Source organism: Rhizobium sp. L43, from assembly GCF_002531725.1.
Taxonomy (GTDB): Bacteria; Pseudomonadota; Alphaproteobacteria; order Rhizobiales; family Rhizobiaceae; genus Rhizobium.
The window spans coordinates 173,430-192,683 of sequence record NZ_NWSQ01000010.1; the positions used below are offsets into that span (position 1 = coordinate 173,430).

At 61.3% G+C, this 19,254-nt stretch carries 19 protein-coding genes; 10 read left to right on the plus strand and 9 right to left on the minus strand.

The annotated features are described in order from the left end of the window. Positions 1-24: 24 nt before the first annotated feature. The 6 genes from CO667_RS15255 to CO667_RS15280 form a co-directional block, all read right to left on the minus strand. A complete protein-coding gene (locus CO667_RS15255; RefSeq protein ID WP_097619152.1) occupies positions 25-225 on the minus strand; it encodes a hypothetical protein in 201 nt (66 codons plus the stop codon). Positions 226-461: 236 nt separating this feature from the next. Continuing rightward, entirely contained in the window at positions 462-1,109 is a 648-nt protein-coding gene (locus tag CO667_RS15260) for a MarC family protein (RefSeq protein ID WP_097619153.1), read from the minus strand. 106 nt (positions 1,110-1,215) lie between these two features. Further along, positions 1,216-1,626 carry a hypothetical protein gene (locus tag CO667_RS15265; RefSeq protein WP_097619154.1) on the minus strand — a complete coding sequence of 137 codons (411 nt, stop codon included), beginning with the start codon at positions 1,624-1,626 and terminating at the stop codon, positions 1,216-1,218. A gap of 55 nt (positions 1,627-1,681) precedes the next feature. Then, a complete protein-coding gene (locus CO667_RS15270; RefSeq protein ID WP_097619155.1) occupies positions 1,682-3,838 on the minus strand; it encodes a mechanosensitive ion channel family protein in 2,157 nt (718 codons plus the stop codon). A 50-nt stretch (positions 3,839-3,888) separates the two neighbouring features. Continuing rightward, positions 3,889-5,199, minus strand: coding sequence for an alpha/beta hydrolase (locus tag CO667_RS15275; RefSeq protein ID WP_097619156.1), 1,311 nt, complete (start codon positions 5,197-5,199; stop codon positions 3,889-3,891). A 142-nt stretch (positions 5,200-5,341) separates the two neighbouring features. Further along, entirely contained in the window at positions 5,342-7,162 is a 1,821-nt protein-coding gene (locus tag CO667_RS15280) for an adenylate cyclase (protein WP_097619157.1), read from the minus strand. Positions 7,163-7,305: 143 nt separating this feature from the next. On the opposite strand from CO667_RS15280, the gene CO667_RS15285 reads away from it, so the two are divergent. The 3 genes from CO667_RS15285 (at position 7,306) to CO667_RS15295 (ending at position 9,838) form a co-directional block, all read left to right on the plus strand. After that, the gene (locus CO667_RS15285; RefSeq protein WP_097619158.1) at positions 7,306-7,560 is read left to right on the plus strand and encodes a hypothetical protein; all 255 of its coding nucleotides are present in this window, start codon (positions 7,306-7,308) and stop codon (positions 7,558-7,560) included. Positions 7,561-7,713: 153 nt separating this feature from the next. Further along, positions 7,714-8,820, plus strand: coding sequence for an HlyD family secretion protein (locus CO667_RS15290; RefSeq protein WP_097619159.1), 1,107 nt, complete (start codon positions 7,714-7,716; stop codon positions 8,818-8,820). Continuing rightward, positions 8,810-9,838 (plus strand): DUF2955 domain-containing protein, encoded by a 1,029-nt coding sequence (locus CO667_RS15295; protein ID WP_097619160.1) that lies wholly within the window; start codon positions 8,810-8,812, stop codon positions 9,836-9,838. Before CO667_RS15290 ends, CO667_RS15295 begins: the two co-directional genes overlap by 11 nt. Before the next feature lie 30 nt (positions 9,839-9,868). Here the strand turns inward: CO667_RS15295 and CO667_RS15300 are convergent, their stop codons facing one another. Further along, on the minus strand, positions 9,869-10,870 hold the full coding sequence (locus tag CO667_RS15300) for an SDR family oxidoreductase (protein ID WP_348627812.1): 1,002 nt from the start codon (positions 10,868-10,870) through the stop codon (positions 9,869-9,871). Positions 10,871-10,898: 28 nt separating this feature from the next. Beyond that, positions 10,899-13,613, minus strand: coding sequence for a glucosidase (locus CO667_RS15305; RefSeq protein WP_097619161.1), 2,715 nt, complete (start codon positions 13,611-13,613; stop codon positions 10,899-10,901). A 399-nt stretch (positions 13,614-14,012) separates the two neighbouring features. Between CO667_RS15305 and CO667_RS15310 the strand changes: the two genes are divergently transcribed. The 7 genes from CO667_RS15310 (at position 14,013) to CO667_RS15340 (ending at position 18,298) form a co-directional block, all read left to right on the plus strand. Next, the gene (locus CO667_RS15310) at positions 14,013-15,380 is read left to right on the plus strand and encodes a DUF3300 domain-containing protein (RefSeq protein ID WP_097619162.1); all 1,368 of its coding nucleotides are present in this window, start codon (positions 14,013-14,015) and stop codon (positions 15,378-15,380) included. A 20-nt stretch (positions 15,381-15,400) separates the two neighbouring features. After that, positions 15,401-16,357 carry a DUF2950 family protein gene (locus CO667_RS15315; protein ID WP_097619163.1) on the plus strand — a complete coding sequence of 319 codons (957 nt, stop codon included), beginning with the start codon at positions 15,401-15,403 and terminating at the stop codon, positions 16,355-16,357. 81 nt (positions 16,358-16,438) lie between these two features. Continuing rightward, positions 16,439-16,672 (plus strand): DUF2171 domain-containing protein, encoded by a 234-nt coding sequence (locus tag CO667_RS15320; RefSeq protein ID WP_047610307.1) that lies wholly within the window; start codon positions 16,439-16,441, stop codon positions 16,670-16,672. A gap of 65 nt (positions 16,673-16,737) precedes the next feature. Continuing rightward, entirely contained in the window at positions 16,738-16,947 is a 210-nt protein-coding gene (locus CO667_RS15325; protein WP_097619164.1) for a DUF2945 domain-containing protein, read from the plus strand. Between the two features lie 35 nt (positions 16,948-16,982). Further along, positions 16,983-17,168 (plus strand): DUF3008 family protein, encoded by a 186-nt coding sequence (locus tag CO667_RS15330; protein WP_028756545.1) that lies wholly within the window; start codon positions 16,983-16,985, stop codon positions 17,166-17,168. A gap of 194 nt (positions 17,169-17,362) precedes the next feature. Further along, positions 17,363-17,845: a transcription elongation factor GreA gene (gene greA, locus CO667_RS15335; RefSeq protein WP_097619165.1), complete on the plus strand. Its 483-nt coding sequence runs from the start codon at positions 17,363-17,365 to the stop codon at positions 17,843-17,845. Between the two features lie 93 nt (positions 17,846-17,938). Further along, positions 17,939-18,298 carry a hypothetical protein gene (locus tag CO667_RS15340; RefSeq protein WP_097619166.1) on the plus strand — a complete coding sequence of 120 codons (360 nt, stop codon included), beginning with the start codon at positions 17,939-17,941 and terminating at the stop codon, positions 18,296-18,298. A 39-nt stretch (positions 18,299-18,337) separates the two neighbouring features. On the opposite strand, the gene CO667_RS15345 is transcribed toward CO667_RS15340, so the two are convergent. Next, positions 18,338-19,231 carry a LysR family transcriptional regulator ArgP gene (locus tag CO667_RS15345; RefSeq protein WP_097619167.1) on the minus strand — a complete coding sequence of 298 codons (894 nt, stop codon included), beginning with the start codon at positions 19,229-19,231 and terminating at the stop codon, positions 18,338-18,340. Positions 19,232-19,254 lie beyond the last annotated feature (23 nt).

The window sequence follows — 19,254 nt, forward strand, 5'->3', positions numbered from 1 at the left end:
ATCTTGGGAAGAATGTCGCATTCATTACATGGTCCGGTGTTTGCTGTCGTCCGTGCTCGGCCAGCCGATATCCTTGCGGATGTCGAAGGGCATGGCTTCGATTTCGCGGGCCGTCCGCCAGCGTGTCCAGGCGAGCACGAGGCTGCGGGCATAATGTGCCAGATCGAAGCGGCTGTCGCTGGAGGTGAGAGTCTTGCCACCACCCCGATAGGTGAGCGTGGTCATTTTCCGGTTCCTTTCTTGGGTCAGGGACATGGTGATCGATGGGAGGTTCGTCCATGTCCATGAGGGTAATATGGGCCCGGAGCACTCATCATTCAAACGAATAGAGCTTATGGATAACATCAGAGTTATTGAATGATCGGACGGCGCCCGGCGGCCCTCGGTGACAGCTTTTCAATCTGTCACCGACCTTAATCCCAAGCTTTCCGCGCAGGAGGATCGCAGCCGAGCATCCGCATCTAATGCGCGGCGGTGGGGGTGATGATGCCGAGGTTGCCAAGCCCGGCGACGATCAGCTGGACTGCGACTGCGGTCAGCAGAATGCCGAAAACAACCTCCGAGACGATCATGGTGACGGGCTTCATACGCTTGGCGAGCTTGTCGATGTTGGTGAACACCAGATAGTCCAACGCGCCGACGATCAGGATCAGAGCGGTGACGAGTATCGCGCTGGCGATCGAGACGACTTCGCCGGAGGCGATGATGATCACTGTGATGCCGACAGGATTAAGGAGGTAAGGGACCGCCAGCGGAAAGATGGCCAGCTTATCCGGGTCGACGGGAGCCGCAAAGTCGTCGTGCGGCTTCTCCGTTGGTCCTGATGCCATCTTGATCGCGATGAGCGCAAGGATGATGCCGCCGGCGACGGCGACCGCGCCACCCGTAATGTGGAGAAGCCGCATCAGCAGAGCGCCGGTGGCGAAAAGGATCAGCGCCGTGACGACGGCGATCAGAACCATCTGGCGGCCGATGCGTGTCTTGGTCTCGGTATCGAAGGCGTGGGTCTTTTCCAGAAACGGCACCAGGGCGATCTTCGGCCCCATGCCGATCAGAAGCAGCAGCAGAAGTTTTCCGACGAGTGCGGCATCGATGACTGTGAAATCCATGGAACCTACCCTCTAAACTTTATGACACGAAAATCAGGGCCTTCCCCAGGTCGGGGAGGATAGTGACGAATAGAAGCAAACGCTCCGAAGTCTTTCTGCGAGCCGCTCAGCGCGGGCATACATCCCAGAAGCCCGTCGTTTTGGCGGGTGTAGTGTAGTACCAGCAGTAACCGGACTGAGGCGGCGTACCTGCCAAGGAGACGGCAGCAGCGCCGGCGACGAAGCCGATGGCGGCGCCTGCGGCAATGGCAGCCCCCGGACGCCAGTAGCGGCGAGGGGCGACGACCACGACGCCGCGCCGGACGGGCGGCCGAACGGCAGGGCGGTATGCCGGACTGGTACGTCCGACCGCAGCGCATCCGCGCGGCCCGCAGGCCGCAGCACCGCAGCCCCTCGGGCCGCAGGCCGCCACGCCACGACGGGCTTCGGCCGGCGCGGGAATGAGGACGGGTGCGCAGACCGTCATCAGTACGGCAAGTGTCGCAAGCATGTGCGTAGGAATGACCAGGATCTTCATTTCATTTCCTCCCATTGCTTTCGTGTCTTGTTTCATGGCCTGAAGAGTGCCGCCTTCACGCCGGGTTTGCGGCTGTGGCCGCGTTGTGCGCTGCGAGGGTCTGCTGGGCGGCGGCTGCAACAGCGTCATCCTTGCCGCCCGAGACCTGGACTGTGGGCACGGCGAGCTTGATGCCATTTTCGTTGAACGCCTCGTGGATCATCCGCAGAGCCCGCCGCTTCAGCGTGAATTGCTGGCCAGGTAGGGTCATGACCTTCATGCGCAGGAGCAGGCCGGAGTCGCCGAGGCTGTCGATCCCCTGCATCTTCAGCGGCTCGATCGTCGTCGGCTTGAATTCCGGATCCTCGAACAGCTCCAGGCCGATCTTCTTGATGATCTTGCGGGCCTTCTCGATGTCGGAACCGTAGGTGATGGTGATCGTCATCTTTTCGATCGCCCAGTCGCGGCTCATGTTCTGGACGGCCCCGAGCTCGCTGAAGGGCACGATGTAGACCGCGCCGCGTTGGTGCCGGAGCTTGATGGATCGCAAGCTGAAGGACTCGACGGTGCCCTTGTAGCTGCCGCTCTGGATATATTCGCCCACCCGGAAGGCGTCATCGAGCAGGTAGAACATCCCGCTGATGACATCCTTGACCACGGTCTGCGCCCCGAAGCCGATGGCGACGCCGACCACGCCGGCACCGGCGATCAACGGGCCGATTTCGACGCCGAGTGACGACAGCGCCATCATGATGGCGATGGCTGCGAAGAGGATCATCAGGAAATTACGAAGGATCGGCAGCAGGGTTCTGATACGCGTGCGCCGCCGCTCCCGTTCGCTGCCGATTTCAAGCACGGCTTCGGTGTCGCCGAGCTTGCGATCGATCAGCACTTTCACGATATTCCAGGCGAGATCGACGACCAGCAGAATGATCCCGGCGCTGAGCAGGCCGCGCACAAGGCGCAGAAGCGGCGAATCCTGCATCGTCATCTCAGTCAGCCTGACATCGAGGGCATCGGCAAGCAGAAGAATGGCGCCGACAATGAGCGCCGCCCTTATGCCGCGCTCTGTGATCACCGAGAGGACGGTGCTTCTTTGGAGGCCGTCCTCTTCCTCAGCGGAAGACCGCAGAATATTGTTGACCGACGCCTTGGTGAGGGCGATGGCGCCGGGCAGGGCGGCACAGACCACCGCGATCCAGAACAGCCGCATGGCGCCTACCACCCATAACAGCCAGACGGTAACGAAATAGACCGTCCAGAGCCAATTCCGCGCCCGCAGGCCGATCCGTCTGGCCTGGCCGGCAGACAATCGGGACGGACGTCTCCAGACGGCTTCGATGCCGATGACCAGCAGCACGAGGCCAAGCGAATAGGCGACGAGCTGCCGAGCCGGGATGGAAAAGCCGAGGGTGCCGAGCAGGCGGATGGTCACCCAGCCAAAGGCATACCAGCCGACGAGATAACCTAAGCGTTTCGCCCAGTGGCCGGCGGCATCCTTGGTGATCGGGACGACACGGAACCGACCCTCTTCCTCCGCCCGGGGCGCCAGAAGCACGTCGAAAAGTGCGCTTGCAAGGCGGAAGACGACGATTGCGAAGAGATAGCCGACGACGACCTCCCTGATGACAGGTGGCCATTGGAAAAGCAGGAAGAAGCCGATGCTGCCAAGCCCGAAGGAAAGGACGTAACATGCGGCCCACAGAAGCCGCGCGGCCAGTGCGACCACCCTTTCGCGAACCGTGACAAAGGGCGCGCGCGCCATCCATGAGCGCCAGCCGGCGCTGATCCACCAGAACAGCCATTGCGCGGCCAGCCCGACGGCGACGAAGGCCAGGACGAGGAAGATCGGCCGTGTCCCGCCATTTGCCTGAATGTCCCGTTCGAGCACGGTTCCGCCACGCATCGTCTCCAGGGGAAAGGACTGGATGGCGCCGAGAAGGCCGGAGGCGTGGGCACGGAATCGCATCGCGAATTCTGAGAATGAGGGGTCGCGGTTCGGCGTTTCCGGGGAGGGCTCCGTCACGGGTTTGGCTGCTTGCGACTGCTGCTGCAGAAAGCGCTGGACGTCGGGATCCGAAAGCATCCCGACAAAGCGCTGGACGCTTTCAGGCTGCGGGCTCGCAGGCGCCACGCTCTGCGCTACGGCAATGGTGGCACACAGGAGAACAGATACCAGGAAGGCCCCGGTGAAAAGCGGTCTGACCATGCGGATCCTGGAAACTAATAGCATCGTCTATCCTGATCTCTGTGAACCTGCTCGATCTGCCGGCTCCTGAAGCACTATTGCCTGCACGTCTCCTTCGACCGGCCCGCGGCAATGCAGTCGGGCGCTCGCGGCTGCGTGCCGACAGGACCTGTGAGGCCGCTGACCTGGCCGGCGTAATTATCTCTGGTGTCGGCATCGACGACGGCGACCGGGGCGGCAAGGATCAGGCCGGCTGCGCTGCCGGCCGCCGCGGCCGTGCTTGTCGTCGCGGCAAGAATCTTGTCCCCGAGTCCGACCTTGCTGTCGGTCAGCGTCTGGCCGTCGGAAATCCGTGCCCCGATCAGTTGGACGACCTCGGGCGATTCCGCGAACTTTCCGTGGTTCAGCCTGTCGCCGGCCTTGACCTTGGTAAGGTCGATCACCGTGATCTGGCTGTCGGCCAGTTCCTTCTTGAAGGGCGCCTGCTCGGGATCGATGGCGCCGAGTCTGGCGACGTCGCCCCATACCCTGCGGGATACTGCAAGCGCGCGGTCGTCTCGCGAAACGAACAGGGTGAACTTCGGATGCTGCTTGCCCATGTCGACGATCTGCTGGCGGAAGACATCGACATCCACATCGGGCGAGGCCAGCATCACGTTCTCGAACTTGGCGGGAAGGCGGCGGTTGCGGATCGCCATCTGGCGAAGCGCTTCCAGCGCCAGCCAGTTCCCCATGGAATGCGCCAGGATCGAGACTTCCTTCACCTCCGGGTCTTTGGCGAGATACTGGAAGAGCGTCTCCAATGCGTTGCGCGTGTAGTTCGTGCTCTCTCTGTCATATCCGTATGCCAGCAGACTGCCGCGCGACGGCCATGTCACCAGCACGGGCGTGCTATGGACGCCGGAATCCTTGACGATCTGGGCGAAGCGATAGACGGAGTCTTCGAAACGGTTGTTGAAGCCGTGGATGAACACCAGCACGCTGCCGTCGCGGCTCTTCCTGACCGAGGCGCTCAGCCATTTCCTGGCGTCGTCGCGGGTGATCTCGTCGGCTTTCAAGGTTGCGAAGTCGGTTGCCGGGTTGGATGGAAGCCTCCTCGGCCAGGCGACTTCGCCGACCTTGCGGACGTTCGCAGGCGGGATGGATACGGTGATGTCGGCAAAGGCCGGGGCGAGTGCCCGCTCGCCCGTGAACATCTCGCCTCGTATCGTTGAGCGGGTGCGCGTCGTAGTCACCAGCATCTCGACCTTGGTGGCGTTCGGCGCGCTATCGGCAACGGGGATGAGCACGTTCTTCGGGTGGCCGCCGCAACCGGCCAATGCGCAGAGCAGCAGGAGAGCCGAGATCCATTTCAGACCTGGGGAAGGGCTTGGTCGAATTCGGCCATCGCGACATTTTGTGCTCACTGCTGTTCCTCATCGACCTGTCAAGTTCAGGCAGGCCTCGACGCCGCGCGCCGCGGCGGTCGAAGTCGGCACTGGGCGAGACTATGCGAAGATGAGACGGCTTACCCGTATGATCGGGTATGTTACGGTCGAGGAGACAGTATCAGCGGGGTTGCAGATCCGAGGTGGCGGCGGTCGAAGCAATTGCGTCGGGATCGGGAACCGTCATCCCCGCCTTGCGAAGCCCCTCGATCAGCCGGTCGCGATCTTCACGTTGCATGTTGCGCATCGCGAGTTCCGTTACGACGTTCGGCAGGAAGTCAGGCCGCATGCCGACGAAGACCTGTCCTTCCCGGCGGGCGTCCTCCATCAGCCCTGCCTCGGCGTAGATGATGGCGGCGACGACATGGAAGAGAGGGAACTTCTGCATGTTCGCCTGCCGGATCTCCAGCACGGCGGTGTCGTTGTCGTGGAGCATGTAGGCGGCCAGCGCTCGCGTTCCGTGGTAGAAGCCGCCGCTGCCCGGATTGAGGGCGATGGCCTGGTCGAGAAGGGCTGCTCCGCGCTGCCATTGGCCAGCGATCGCAAGCCGCGTTCCGAACTCGCCCATCAGTTCGGTGTCGTTGGGATTGGTGGCAAGCGCCTGCTCGCCCACCCGCAGCGATTCAGCCAGTTGCCTGTCGAAGAACAGCGCCGTCATCAGCGCTTGCAGTCCGCGCGTATTGTTCGGATCGATCTGGGTTGCGCGCCTGGCGGCATCGAGGGCACGCTGTAGGGCTGCGCCCTGGCCTGGTGTCGGATTGAACTTGTAACGGTCCTCATCGAGATACACGATCGACAGCATTGCCCAGGCGGTCGCATAGCTCGGAAACCGCGCTAGCGCTGCCTCGAGGCAATCCCGGATGCGCGCATGCCCTGCAGCGCTCAGTTCCGAACGATAGGCATAGAAACGCAAAGTGCACTCATAGGCACCGAGATCATCAGGCGGCGGACTGGTGGAGTCGACCTGCGCCATGACCCCGTAAGGCTGGGCGATGGCGGTCGCGACCTTTCTGGCGACATCCGTCTGGATCGCAAACAGGTCCCCCGACGCGAGATCATTGTCATAGTTCTCCGACCAGAGGATCTCGCCGTCCGAGGTGTCGAGCAATCTTGCCGTCACACGAAGACGCTTGCCTGACGTGCGGACCCCGCCGGCAAGGAGATAACGTGCACCGAATTCGGCCCGGACCTCCGATGCGCCCACATCCGCGGGCAGGGACTTGGACGTCTCACGGCCGAAGACCTTGATCTCCTTGAACCGTGGCAGGATGGTCATGAGCTCTTCGGTCAGGCCGGCAGTGTAGAGCTGCGCCTCCGACCCTTCGCCGAGATTGGCAAAGGGGGCCACAACGAGGGCCGGGCGATCGGGCGACTGGCTGGCCACGCGGTCGAGCGACGGAGCGGGAGACCGCGTCCCGATCCAATAGAGCGAAACGGCAATTGCCGCGAGGGCGGCGGCACCCGACAACAGGACCCGCCTTGCGCGCCACCAGCGTCCGGAGCGGACCTTGGCGGGCGATACCTCGTCAGCTACTTCGTCTCCTCTGTCGACGGGCACCGGACAGGACCAGGCGAAGGTTGGGATATATCCGCCTTTGGGAATGTCGATCCTGACCGGATCATGCTGGCCGGCGACGAGATAATAACGCTCGAGCGACCGCCGCAGCCGCCCGGCCTCGATCCTGACCACCGGATCGTCCTGGGTAAAGCCGGCATCCCGGCCGAACACCTCGATCGCGATCGAATAGGCTTTGATCCGGTTGCCCCGACCCTCGAGGGTTTCCGAGACGACATAGCGAAGAAACGCTGCGGCGCGACCGACACCTGGAAATTCAGGGCTGGAGACGACGCGTTCCAGCTGCTCCCTGATATCGTCGGCTTGAGGCGCCGGCCTCAAAGAAATGGGTGCGGCAGACCCCTCTGCTGGTATCCACGTCTGCATGTCTGCCCCAATCCCCCGTTGAGTCACATCACTGCCAGACCGTATGTTACGGTAACATACTCCACGAACCCTCCGTCGTCCATGAAGATTGGCCGGGCACACGTTGCAGAGGCAACGTCCCAAGTGCCGCCAAGGAGTGAACCATGGACGAAAGCGTGACGGCAGTCCGTCGGCAATTTCCAGCCAGGATCAAGGCGATCGACGATCTCTCTGCCCGCAGTGAGGACTTTCGGGAAATCTGCAGGGACTTTGCCGACGCCCAATCGGCATTGCAAAAATGGAACGTCTCAACCGATCCAAAGCGCGGCGAGCGCGTCGTCGAATATCAGGAGCTGATCGCAGAACTCTCCAAAGAGATAGAGGGCGCGCTTGATGCCTCGCTACCGCCACCTCGCTGATATGCGCGTCCGACCCCCGGGTGCAAGCCATCGCGAGGCGTATGTTACGGTTACCTACTTGCGTTCCATCTCCCCGTAGCGACCATCGCGATAGACGTCCGGCGCTGAAACTTTGCGCTTCCACGAAACGAAACGCTTGCGAAGGATATTGCCGTGGTTTCCGAAAACTTGGACGAGCCTGCCATTTCCCCAGCGCCTCGGAATCCACTCCGCAGGGTAGCCCTTATCGTCGTCCTGCTGGCGCTCGTCCTGTTCGTCCTCTCCATCTTCATGGAGCGGCGCACGCCATCGACCTCGCAAGCTCAGGTCCAGGCCTATATCGTCGGCATCGCGCCCGAAGTCACCGGCCGGGTCGTGGAAGTCGGCGTCGCCGACAACTCGCGCGTCGAGGCCGATCAGGTTCTCTTTCGTATCGATCCCGAGCGCTACGAGCTCGCGGTCAATGAGGCCGAGGCGAGCCTTGCAAGTGTCGGCCAGTCGATGGGCGCGTCAACGGCTGCTGTCGATGCGGCGCAGGCAAAGCTCGTCACGGCCCAGGTCGATCGGGACAATCTTCGCGAACAAGCTGCGCGCGCCGAAGAGCTACAAAAGAGGGGCGTGTATTCCAAAGCGCGGGCTGATTCTACCAAATCGGCTTTCGGTCAGTCAGAGGCGGCCGTCACCGGTGCTGAGGCCGAGCTGGCAAAGGCCAAGGAGCAGCTCGGGCCGAGCGGAAATGACAATCCGCAGCTCCGGGCAGCTCTGGCAGCGCTCGAAAAGGCACGACTCGATCTGCTGCGGACCACCGTTCAGGCACCTTCGGCCGGGGTCGTGACCAACCTCCAACTTACAACCGGTAAGGTCGTGTCGGCTGGACAGTCAGCCATGACTTTCATCGATGCCGGCACGATCTGGATCACCGCCGCCTTCAAGGAGAACAGCCTCGAGAATGTAGCAGTCGGCAACCGGGCGGAAGTCCTTTTCGACGCGCTTCCCGGTCGGCTGTTTCCAGCGCAAGTCGAAAGCGTTGGTTTCGGCGTATCGCAGGGCAGCACGGACCCGAACACCGGATTGCCGACGATCCGGAGCGATAGCGGTTGGGTCCAGGAGCCGCAGCGGTTTCCAGTCCGGCTTATCATCGAGGAGGCGCAGCGGCCCAAGGGTGGTGTGCGCTACGGCTCGCAGGCGACCGTCGTCATCTACACCGGCGACAACCCGGTCACCAATGCCTGGGGATCGCTCTGGATCCGCATCATGTCGGTGCTGACCTATGTCCGCTGAGAGGAGCGCCGCGGTCGAGGAGCAGAAACGCAAGGGGTTGCGGGTTGCGTTCGCGGTCTCCATCGGCTTCACGCTGGCAGTGTATGCCGGGGCCATTGTGCCGTTCCTCGGTCCACTCTTTGCCGCCCAGTTTCTGCTCGGAAGTTCGCGGCCCATGCCGCTTGCGAAGACCGTCGGCGCGGCGATGGTTATTCTGATCGCCGGGATGGTGATGATGGTTCTGACCAACGTGCTCGGCGACCGTCCAGCGCCCTTCCTTCTGATCCTGGGGCTGACCTATTTTGCGTGCTTCGCCGCACAGTCCACGGGAAAGGGAGGACCGGCCGTCTTTCTCGTGCTCGTCGTTTCGATCATCGTGCCTCTGCTCGGCATCCTGAACAAGGAGCTCGCCAATTCCATCCTGTCGATCCTGGTCGCCGGGGTGTTGTCGGGGGCGGTTCTGATGTGGCTCGCCCATGCGGTCTTTCCCGAGCCGTTCTCCCCGGAGGTCGAGGCGGTGGCGATCGACGAGCGGCCGCCGGCCTTGCTTCGGGCGCTGGCAAACACGGTCATCCTCTTGGGCTCCGTTGTGATCTGCCTAACGAGCGACAACCTGACGGCCGCGGCCGTCATTCCGATAACAGTGGCGTCGCTGCTCGGGCAGCTCGACGTTGGCGCAAGCGGGCGGGCAGCGATGGGGCTCGTGCTCGTCAATCTGTTCGGTGGCGTGCTCGCCTCCGTCGCCTATGCCGTGCTGTCGCTGCGCCCCAATCTCCTCTCGATCTTCCTCATCGTTCTCGTCGTCGTCCTCCTGCTTGGAGGGCGCGCAGCCGCCCGGTCAAAAGACGCCCCGGTTTTTGCCGGCGCCCTGACGACATTCCTGATCCTCTTCGGCCTCGGGGTCTCGCCTCTGCCGGGGAGTGCAGCAGAATCCTTCGCCACCCGTATCGTCTACGTCGCGGTGGCGTTGATCTACGCGTTGCTGTTTGCCGCCATCCTGTGGCCGCGGGCCAGCGACGCGAAGAGGATATCAGTATGACGCACTTTGCTTCGGCAGCGGCCTGCAACCCTAGCCGCCGGTCTCAAAACCGGGGTAGAGCGTCATTCCGCCGTCGACGTAGATCGTTGATCCGACGATGTAATCGGTGAAATCGGACGCAAGCCACACCGCCGTCCGGCCGATCTCCTCGGCCTCGCCGATGCGTTTGTACGGAATGAGCTTCATCAGTTCAGCGTAGGCCTCCGAGGTTTGCCACGCGCTGGTATTGATCGGCGTGCGAATGGCGCCGGGGGCGATGCTGTTGACGCGGATGCGCTTTTCGGCGACCTCCTGGGCCAGGCTTTTCATAAGGAGCATCAGTCCGCCTTTCGACGCCGCATAGTTCACGTGTCCGGCCCAGGGAATGACTTCGTGAACCGAGCTGATGAACACGATCTTGCCGGCTGCCACGGAAACATCAGGCCGTACGCCCCGCCGGAGAAACTCCCGGACGGCCGCGCGCGAACATAAAAATGCGCCCTTGAGGTTGACGTTCATGACGGTGTCCCATTGAGCACTCGTCATCTCGTGAAAGGGGGCGTCCCTCTGAAGTCCTGCGTTGTTGACGAACACGTCGACCGTGCCGAACTCCGCGATGGCGGTCGCGAACATCGCCTCGACCTGCGTCTCATTGGAGACGTCGGCCGCGACCGCAAGCGCGCGCCCACCGCCCTGTTGGATCTCGTCGACGACCTGCGTGGCGTCCTCTGGCGCCGTGACGTAGTTGACGACCACGTTCGCTCCGGCCTTGCCGAGAGCAAGGGCGATCCCACGACCGATCCCGGAATTGGCACCGGTGACGAGGGCGGTTTGCCCCTTCAGCAGATGGACCGGTGGCAGGGTTGGAATCACCGGCTGAGGCAACTGCCGGTTCTCGTAGTAACTTTCCATGATGACCACTCCTCGTTTGCCGGAGCCGAGCTGTCCGGCGTGAATTCGATCGGCGCCGAGCATTTGCGCCCCAGAGCATTTCCGCTTTTCTTCGCCGCGAAAGCGCTCTATCTCGTTGTTTTCACGCAATTCCGAACGCAAACCGCTGCACTCTTGCGCTGAAGTTGCTCTACGAGGTCTTGGCGCGTTCAAGCCACGCCTCGGCGGACCCCGAGGCGAACAGGTGCATCCCCCGAGCGATGAACCCGGTCCAGCCCGTCTGGTGGTTCGCGCCAAGACCGGCGCCGTTGTCGCCGTGAAAATATTCATAGAACTGCAGGCAGTCGCGCCAGTACTGATCGTCCTGGAACCTGACTTGCCCGCCGAAGACGGGCCGCTTGCCGTCGTTCCCTCGCAGGAAGATGGCCGACAAGCGCTGGGTGAGTTCCTCGGCGACCTGATAGAGGTTCATCTGACGGCCGGAACCCGTGGGACATTCAACGGTGAAATCGTTGCCGTAGTAGCTGTAGTATTGCAGCAGCGCCCGGATGATCAGGCCGTTCATCGGCATCCATATCGGGCCGCGCCAATTCGAGTTTCCACCAAACATGCCGCTGTCGGATTCCGCCGGGAGATAGGCTACGCGGTGCTCATGATCGCCGACCTGGAAGATGTAGGGGTGTTCATCGTGGTAGCGCGACAGCGCCCTGATGCCGTAGGGACTGAGGAATTCTTTCTCGTCGAGCATCGTCGAAAGCACACGACGGAGCTTGCTCTCGTCCAGTATCGAGGCGAGCCGGCGATCGGCATGGCCCGGCTTGCGTGGGTCATGGATGAAGGTGATCAATTCCGGGCGCGTATCGAAGAAATGCTTCATCTGTCCGGTGACCTCGGGATACCGGTGGTAGATGTCGCCCTCGAACGCGGTGGCGGCGCAGAGCGGCAGCAGGCCGACCATCGAGCGGACCTTGAGACGCTGAGCCTGCCCATCCGGCAGGCGGAGCACGTCGTAGAAGAACCCGTCCTCCTCGTCCCACATTCCGACCTCGTCGCCTGCGTGGATCATCGCCGACGCTATCCATTGGAAATGCTGCGTGAACTTCAGCACCATCTCCTCGCCGCCGGCGCCCTTGAGAGCCAGTTCGGTGGCTATCTCCATCATGTTCTGGCAGTAGAGCGCCATCCATGCGGTGCCGTCTGCCTGCTCCAGGTAGCCCCCGGTCGGCAGCGGCGCGCTGCGGTCGAACACCCCGATATTGTCCAGCCCAAGGAAGCCGCCTTCGAAGACATTCTTGCCGGATCGGTCCTTGCGGTTGACCCACCAGGTGAAGTTCAGAAGCAGTTTCTGGAAGGATCTCTGAAGCCAGGCGACGTCGCCCTTGCCTGACCGCGCCTGCTCCAGGCGGTAGGTGAAGATCGTCGCCCAGGCGTGGACAGGCGGGTTGACGTCGCCGAAGTTCCACTCGTACGCCGGTATCTGCCCGTTCGGATGCATATAGGCTTCGCGCAGCATCAGATTGATCTGATCCTTGCCGAAGTCGGGATCGACCATCGTCAGAGCGATCACCTGGAATGCCAGATCCCAGGCCGCGTACCAGGGATATTCCCACTTGTCCGGCATGGAGATGATGTCGGCATTGTACATATGATGCCAGCCGACGTTGCGCTGTTCGACCCGGCGCTTCGGATCGAACGGATCGACGCCGTGTTCGTCCAGCCATCTGTTCACGTCGTATAGATAGAACTGCTTGCCCCACATCATGCCTGCCAGAGCCTGCCGCATGACATCGGCGGCGTCGGCCGTCATCGATGGCGGCGTGATCGAAGCGTAGAACTCGTCGGCTTCGCGCCGTCGCGCCAGCATCGCGTCGTCGAACGATCGATCGAACATTGGCCGGACATTCTTGGGTCCAGCAGCCGGCGGCACGTCGCAGAGCCGCAACCGCAAGGTCCGGGATTGCCCTGCATCCACGATGACGACGTAATGTGCCGCGGCCTTGGTTCCGATCTGCTGCGGGTTCACTGCGTCGGTGCGGGCATGCAGGACGAAGCTGTCGATCCCGTCCTTGACGAATGGAGTGGCACTCGGAACGCCGAACAGACGTTGCGTGTTCGTCTCATTCTCGGTGAACAGCAGTGCCGGCGAGCCGTCGCAATAGAGATATCGTGTCTCATCCGCTTCTGCCGGCTGCCCAGGTGCGGCTTTGGCCGCGATCACCACCGGAGCGTCATTCCGCTCCACACGTTCCAGCGTTGGCTTGTCAGCCTCTTCACCCCAGGACCATCTATTCCTGAACCATAATGTCGGCAGTACGTGCAGGGTGGCCGCTTCCGGCCCGCGATTGGCAATGGTGATCTCGACAAGAATATCCTCGGGTGCTGCCTTGGCATATTCGACGAAGACGTCGAAGTAGCGATCGGCGTCGAACACGCCGGTGTCGATCAGTTCGTATTCGAGTTCGCCTTTCCCACGCCGGCTATTGGTCTTCACCAGGTCGTCGTAGGGGTAGGCGGCTTGAGGATATTTGTAGAGATACTTCATGTACGAGTGGGTCGGCGTCGAATCTAGGTAGAAGTAGTACTCCTTCACATCCTCGCCGTGATTGCCCTCGCTGTTGGTGACGCCGAACAGCCGCTCCTTCAGGATGGGATCCTGTCCATTCCAGAGAGCCAGCGCAAAACACAGCCGCTGCTTGCTGTCGCTGATGCCCGCCAGACCGTCCTCACCCCAGCGATAGGCGCGCGATCGGGCTTGGTCGTGGGTGAAGTAATCCCACGCATCGCCACCCCCACTGTAATCCTCGCGAACGGTTCCCCACTGCCGTTCGGACAGGTAGGGACCCCATTTCTTCCAGTCGGCTTTTCCGTCTCGCGCCTCCCGGAGGCGCTGGGATTCAGCATTCATCACGCGCCCTCGCGGTCACTGATCATTGGCAATGCCATATCGCCTTCAAAGGAGGCAGTGGTCCCTGACCATGACTTCGTGATCAAGCGGCTGAACTGAAGGAGAGGTAGGTATGGCGGCCGCATTTACACTCCTCAGAACACAGAGGAGAGATCCTGCACACGGTCGAAGTTAGCCTGCGCGCTGAACTCCGCTTTTGTAAGTGTGTTACTGTAACATACGTCCGAGATCAGTCCCGCGACTACGCCTGGAGCTGTTTTTGCTATAAATTTGGAGCAAAAGACGGCTTGGCCGATGTTTAGCTATCAATCCTTCTCCACTCGGAGGAGTATGCGGCACCAGCGAAGATACAATAGTCGACAGCCTACACACCATGTCTGACCGCAAGGAGGATTTGAGATGGCTAGACCTCACGCTTTGTTACTCGCCACGGGCCTATTCCTGCCTTTTGCAGGGTTCCCGTTTTCTCCACATCTGGTGCTGACCGCCGCCGCGCAGGAGCCGGCCACTTCCAATCCCGTCACGGCGGAAGACGACGCGCCGGCGCCTCTGAGCGAGGACGAACTCGAAATCCTGGTGGCGCGGATCGCGCTGTATCCGGACGAACTGGTTGCGCTCGTCACGTCGGCCTCGCTCTATCCACTCCAGGTCGTGGAAGCAGCCCGGTTCCTCGAAACCTTGAAGAAGCAGCCGAAGCTCAAGCCGAAGACGACGTGGGACGGCAGCATCGTATCGCTGCTGAATTATCCTCAGATCGTGACGATGATGAGCGAAGACCTCGATTGGACGCAGTCTCTCGGAGAGGCGCTTTCCTACCAGCAGAAAGACGTTCTGATCGCCATACAGCAACTGCGCGATAAAGCGGTCGCCGATGGCATCATCAAGACCGATGACAAGATCAAGGTCAGCCAGGAGAACGACAACGTCGTGATCGTCTCCGCCAGTCCTGAGAAGATCTACGTTCCGCAATACGCGCCGGAGATGCTGTATGAACCGAACTATGTGGCCGAGCCGATCGGCTACTATTCCGAGCCGTATCCGAACTACTACTATCCCACAGCCACCTTTTTCGCGGGCGTGGTGACGGGAGCGGTGTGGGCCGCCGCCGTCGACTGGAACCGCTGGGGCGTGTGGGGCGGGCGCTGGAACGGCAATGTCGACATCGACTGCAACAACTGTTTGAACAACATCAACGGCAAGGTGAATATCAATGACGTCGACTGGAAGAACGTCGACCGCAGCAAGATCGGGTTCGACGGCGCGCAGTTCAACAAGATCGACCGCAGCTCCTTCAGGACCAGTATCGAGGCGAAAGCCAGCAACAGGGTCGGAGCAAGAGGCAACGATCGTGCGAACACGATCCGCGACCAGCCAGGCAAAGTCAGTATCAACGATGTCCGCAAGAGCAAGATCGATGCGGACAGGGTCAATGCTGCTCGCAACAAGGCAGCCAATACAGGCGCGGCTTCCGGGGGCGGGAAGGCAGCGCAGGCTGCGCAGAACCGCAGGCCCGACGCAAGAACGCCGAACAGGGCTGCCGAAAACGCAAGGCCCGGGGTCAACGCCAAACGCCCGGTCGCAAAGCCGAAGCCTGCGGCCCGGGTCGACAGCCGCCCCAGAAAGCCTTCGGCGCTCGGTCAGGTCGACAGCGGCAGGCGCGCTCAGATGCAGTCCAGCCGCGGCAGACAGGCCATGGCCAGCGGCAGTCGCGGTGGTGGCGGGAGAGAAATGCGCCGCGGCGGTGGTGGCGGCGGCCGTCGCCGATAACCGGAAGAAGGAGGAAAGTCATGACCAAGTCAGTCAGAAACATGCTTCTGGGTTCGGTGTTCGCTCTTGCGGCTCTCGCCACCAATCCGGTTCCGGCATCTGCAGCAGAGCCATCCGATGCGACCGTCATTTCGGGCTTCGCTTCGCAGAGCGATCCGCCCGTATTCGAGACGCCGGAACAAGCCGTTGACGCCTTCAAGGCGGCCCTGGCGGCAGATGATTTCGACAAGTTCGCGGCGCTGCTCGGTATTGATGCAGCGAAAGCGAAGGCAGGCGAAGGGGTGATGGACACCTATGCACAAATCCGGGAGGGCGCACAGAAGAAGGTCGTGGTGAAGGACGTCGATGACCGCAAGATCATCGAGATCGGCGACAAATTATGGTCTTTGCCATTTCCGATCGTGAAGGGCGACGATGGCAAATGGGGTTTCGACACCTATGCCGGGTTCGAGGAGATCATCAATCGTCGCGTCGGCGAGAACGAATTGCAGACCATCGACACGATGCAGGCCTATGTCGACGCCCAAAAGGAATATTCTTCCGCCGACCACGACGGTGACGGCGTCCTGGAATATGCCCAGAAACTAATCAGCAGCGACGGCAAAACCGATGGTCTCTACTGGTCGCCTGATCTGGGCGAGGGGGATAGCCCAGCGGGCAACGCGCTCGAAGATAATGCGGCGCTTGATAAGGCCAAGGCCGGTGAAGGCTATTACGGCTATCGCTACAGGATCATCGACAGCCAGGGACCGAACATCGCCGGCGGAGAGTTCGATTATGTGATCAATGGCAATATGATCGCGGGATTTGCCCTGATCGCCTGGCCGATCCGATATGGCGAAACTGGCGTGCACACCTTCGCGGTGAATGCCAACGGTACGATCTACCAGGCCGATCTCGGCCGCGAGACCGAAAAAATAGCTGCTGGCGTCAGGACCTTCAACCCGGGTGACAATTGGGACGTGACGGCCGATTGAACAGGGTCGCGCGTGTTTGGAACCAAGTCTGCTCCACCTCGTTGCCGCTACGTACCCGACAATGATGCAAAGGAGGAAACGATGATTTCCGCAGACCAGATCCATGAACATATGGAAGTACGGGCTGCCGACGGCACCCAGGTCGGCACAGTCGATCATCTCGATGGCCCGACGCGTATCAAACTGACGAAGCTCGATTCGGAAGACGGCAAACACCACTTGATCCCGATCGACTGGGTCGATCACGTGGATGCGCACGTCCATCTGTCGAAGAATGCCAGGGATGTCCGGATGCAATGGGCTACCATCAACTGACAGTCGGTCGGCTGCGGCTTACGGGCCGCAGCCTCCTTGAAACCGGATGATTTGAAGGAGCCGCCGTGTCGAAGCAATTGAAGAAGGGCGATGAGGTGAGCTGGAATACCAGCCAGGGAAAGGCCGAGGGCAGGGTGGTCAAAAAGCAGAGCAGTCCGACGAAGATCAAAGACCACAGCGTGAAAGCATCGAAAGCCGAACCGCAATATATCGTCGAGAGCGACAAGTCGGGAAAATGCGCCGCACACAAGCCTGACGAACTCAGGAAGCTTTGAGCCGGCGTTCGCTCGTTCGAGCAAAGGAGATCGATATGCCAGCCAAGTCCAAAGCCCAGCAGAAGGCGGCAGGCGCCGCCCTGTCGGCCAAACGCGGCGAGACGCCGAAGAGCGAACTCAAAGGCGCCTCGAAACAGATGGTCGAGTCCATGAGCGAAAAACAGCTCGAGGAGTTCGCCTCCACCAAGAGGAAGGGCAAGCCCGAGCACGTCTCGAAATAAAGGGATCTGGCCACCGCCATGCGGTGTCGGACTTTCCCGCCGCTCCCAAGCTACGGGGGCATGATTTTGAACGCGGCTGCCGATGAAGCAGGATTGGCGGTTCGTGCGCGGTCGATGTATGGTTTCGACAGAGAAGAGATTGGGGCAATTGCCCATCAGCTGGAAGAGCGCATCGCGCTAAATGGAGTCCGAGATTGGCCGTCGCCTTCACCAAGGAAGAGAGTTTCGAAACCGCTTCGGAAACCCTGCTGCCTGATCGTCCGGTTTCGCCGCACCCGAACCTTGTCACGGAAGCGGGGTTGAAGGCTTTGGAGCTGCAACTGCAGCAGGCCCGTGAGGCTTATGATGCGGCGAGCACCATCGAAGACGTGAACGAGCGGCGGCGGCAGGCGGCCAATCCCTTGCGTGATCTTCGCTACGTCAAGGCCAGACTTGGCACCGCTCAGATCATGCCACAGCCCACGTCAAACGACACCGTCGCTTTCGGCAGCACGGTGACCTTCCGCCGCGACGACGGGCGCGTGCAGACCTATCGCATCGTCGGGGAGGATGAAGCCGATCCCAAGGCCGGATCGATTTCCTACGTCTCGCCGGTGGCGCGGTTGCTGATGGGCAAGGCTGTCGGCGATGTGGTGGAGACGGGTGGCCAGGAGCTGGAAATCATCGCTATTGTATAGCCTTGCTCATTATTTTGGTACCGTTTGGTACTTTATTTATCGAAGCTTTACCATCTGCGATTAGAACGATGACATTCCACATCATCGAAAGTTATGCTCATGGTCAGCGCAATTTCCAGTTCTGCATCCACCATTTTGAGTTCCGCCGCCGCCAACTCGTCTTCCGGTTCGTCGGATCAGCTTGCCTCTCTCCAGGCCCAGCTTGCCGAAAAGAAGGCGGCTCTGGAGCAGACTGAGGACGAGCAAGAGAAGGCCACGATCGAAAAATCCATCGAGACGCTGGAAGCCAAGATCGCCAAGCTCGAAGCGAGCGAGAGCAGCCAAACTCAGGCGTCTGCTGCATCGAAGCCTGCCGGTGACGCTCCTGGAGAATTTTCCGGCGAAAGCGAGCGTATCGGCACGACGAATTTTGACGAGACCAGTGAGTTCGGCAGCCGCACGGCTTACGTCTGATAGAAGCGACCCGGTTTTGCTGCATTCTTGAGTGACGCGTCAAAGACGGCGCTTGGCCACCGTGACGACTTCGCGCGTCAGCTCCGCCAGGCGATCGGCGGCGAGGCGGTTTATCTGCCAGTAGAGCGGCACATCCAGCGGTGTGTCGGGCACCAGCTCCACCAGCCGTCCGGATGCGAGATGCTCGCGGGTCAGCTGGGTCGGGTTCATTCCCCAGCACATGCCCGAAAGGCTCGCCTCGACGAAACTTTGCGGCGAGGGCAGCCAGTGGGTGGGGTAATCGAGATCGCGCCCGAACATCTTGCGTATCCAGTTGCTCTGCAGCCGGTCTTTCTGGTTGAAGGTCAGGGCCGGAGCATTGCGGATTGCCTCAGATGTGACGCCATGCGGAAAGTGGCGGGCGACGAAGTCGGGCGTGGCGGTGGCGTGGTAGCGCAGGACGCCGAGCGCAAAACGCCGGCATCCGCGGACCGGCTTTTCCAAACTGGTGACGGCGGCGATCACCCGCCCGCGCTGCAGCCATTCGGCAGTATGGTCCTGGTCGTCGACGGCGATATTCAGCAGATAGGAAGAGCTCCTGGCGAAATTCGACATGGCCTCGACGAACCATGTGCCGAGGCTGTCGGCGTTCGTCGCGATTTGAAGCGTGACCCTTTGGCGTGGTTCGTCAGGATGGACGAGAGCCGGCAGTTGCCCGAAGAGTTCGGCTTCGAGCATGCCGACATTCTCCATATGGCGGCAGAGCCATTCTCCCTTTTCCGTTGCCGTGCACGGCGTGCCTCTGACGATGAGGACGACGCCGAGACGCTCTTCCAGCTGTTTCACGCGCTGCGAAATGGCCGAAGGGGTCACGTTCAGGACGGCCGCCGCTCTTTCGAAGCTGCCTGTCTGGACAATGGCTGCGACGGCGCGCAGGGCGGGATAATCGAGCACGGATTAGTTTCACTTAATCGGAG

Excerpts from the sequence above, each read along its gene's own strand:
- CO667_RS15320 (WP_047610307.1), top strand. The coding sequence starts at position 16,439 with ATGATTTCCGCAGACCAGATCCATGAACATATGGAAGTACGGGCTGCC.
- CO667_RS15270 (WP_097619155.1), bottom strand. The coding sequence starts at position 3,838 with ATGCTATTAGTTTCCAGGATCCGCATGGTCAGACCGCTTTTCACCGGG.
- CO667_RS15280 (WP_097619157.1), bottom strand. The coding sequence starts at position 7,162 with ATGCAGACGTGGATACCAGCAGAGGGGTCTGCCGCACCCATTTCTTTG.
- CO667_RS15285 (WP_097619158.1), top strand. The coding sequence starts at position 7,306 with ATGGACGAAAGCGTGACGGCAGTCCGTCGGCAATTTCCAGCCAGGATC.
- CO667_RS15315 (WP_097619163.1), top strand. The coding sequence starts at position 15,401 with ATGACCAAGTCAGTCAGAAACATGCTTCTGGGTTCGGTGTTCGCTCTT.
- CO667_RS15260 (WP_097619153.1), bottom strand. The coding sequence starts at position 1,109 with ATGGATTTCACAGTCATCGATGCCGCACTCGTCGGAAAACTTCTGCTG.
- CO667_RS15265 (WP_097619154.1), bottom strand. The coding sequence starts at position 1,626 with ATGAAGATCCTGGTCATTCCTACGCACATGCTTGCGACACTTGCCGTA.
- CO667_RS15255 (WP_097619152.1), bottom strand. The coding sequence starts at position 225 with ATGACCACGCTCACCTATCGGGGTGGTGGCAAGACTCTCACCTCCAGC.
- CO667_RS15305 (WP_097619161.1), bottom strand. The coding sequence starts at position 13,613 with ATGAATGCTGAATCCCAGCGCCTCCGGGAGGCGCGAGACGGAAAAGCC.
- CO667_RS15310 (WP_097619162.1), top strand. The coding sequence starts at position 14,013 with ATGGCTAGACCTCACGCTTTGTTACTCGCCACGGGCCTATTCCTGCCT.
- CO667_RS15295 (WP_097619160.1), top strand. The coding sequence starts at position 8,810 with ATGTCCGCTGAGAGGAGCGCCGCGGTCGAGGAGCAGAAACGCAAGGGG.
- CO667_RS15340 (WP_097619166.1), top strand. The coding sequence starts at position 17,939 with ATGCTCATGGTCAGCGCAATTTCCAGTTCTGCATCCACCATTTTGAGT.
- CO667_RS15330 (WP_028756545.1), top strand. The coding sequence starts at position 16,983 with ATGCCAGCCAAGTCCAAAGCCCAGCAGAAGGCGGCAGGCGCCGCCCTG.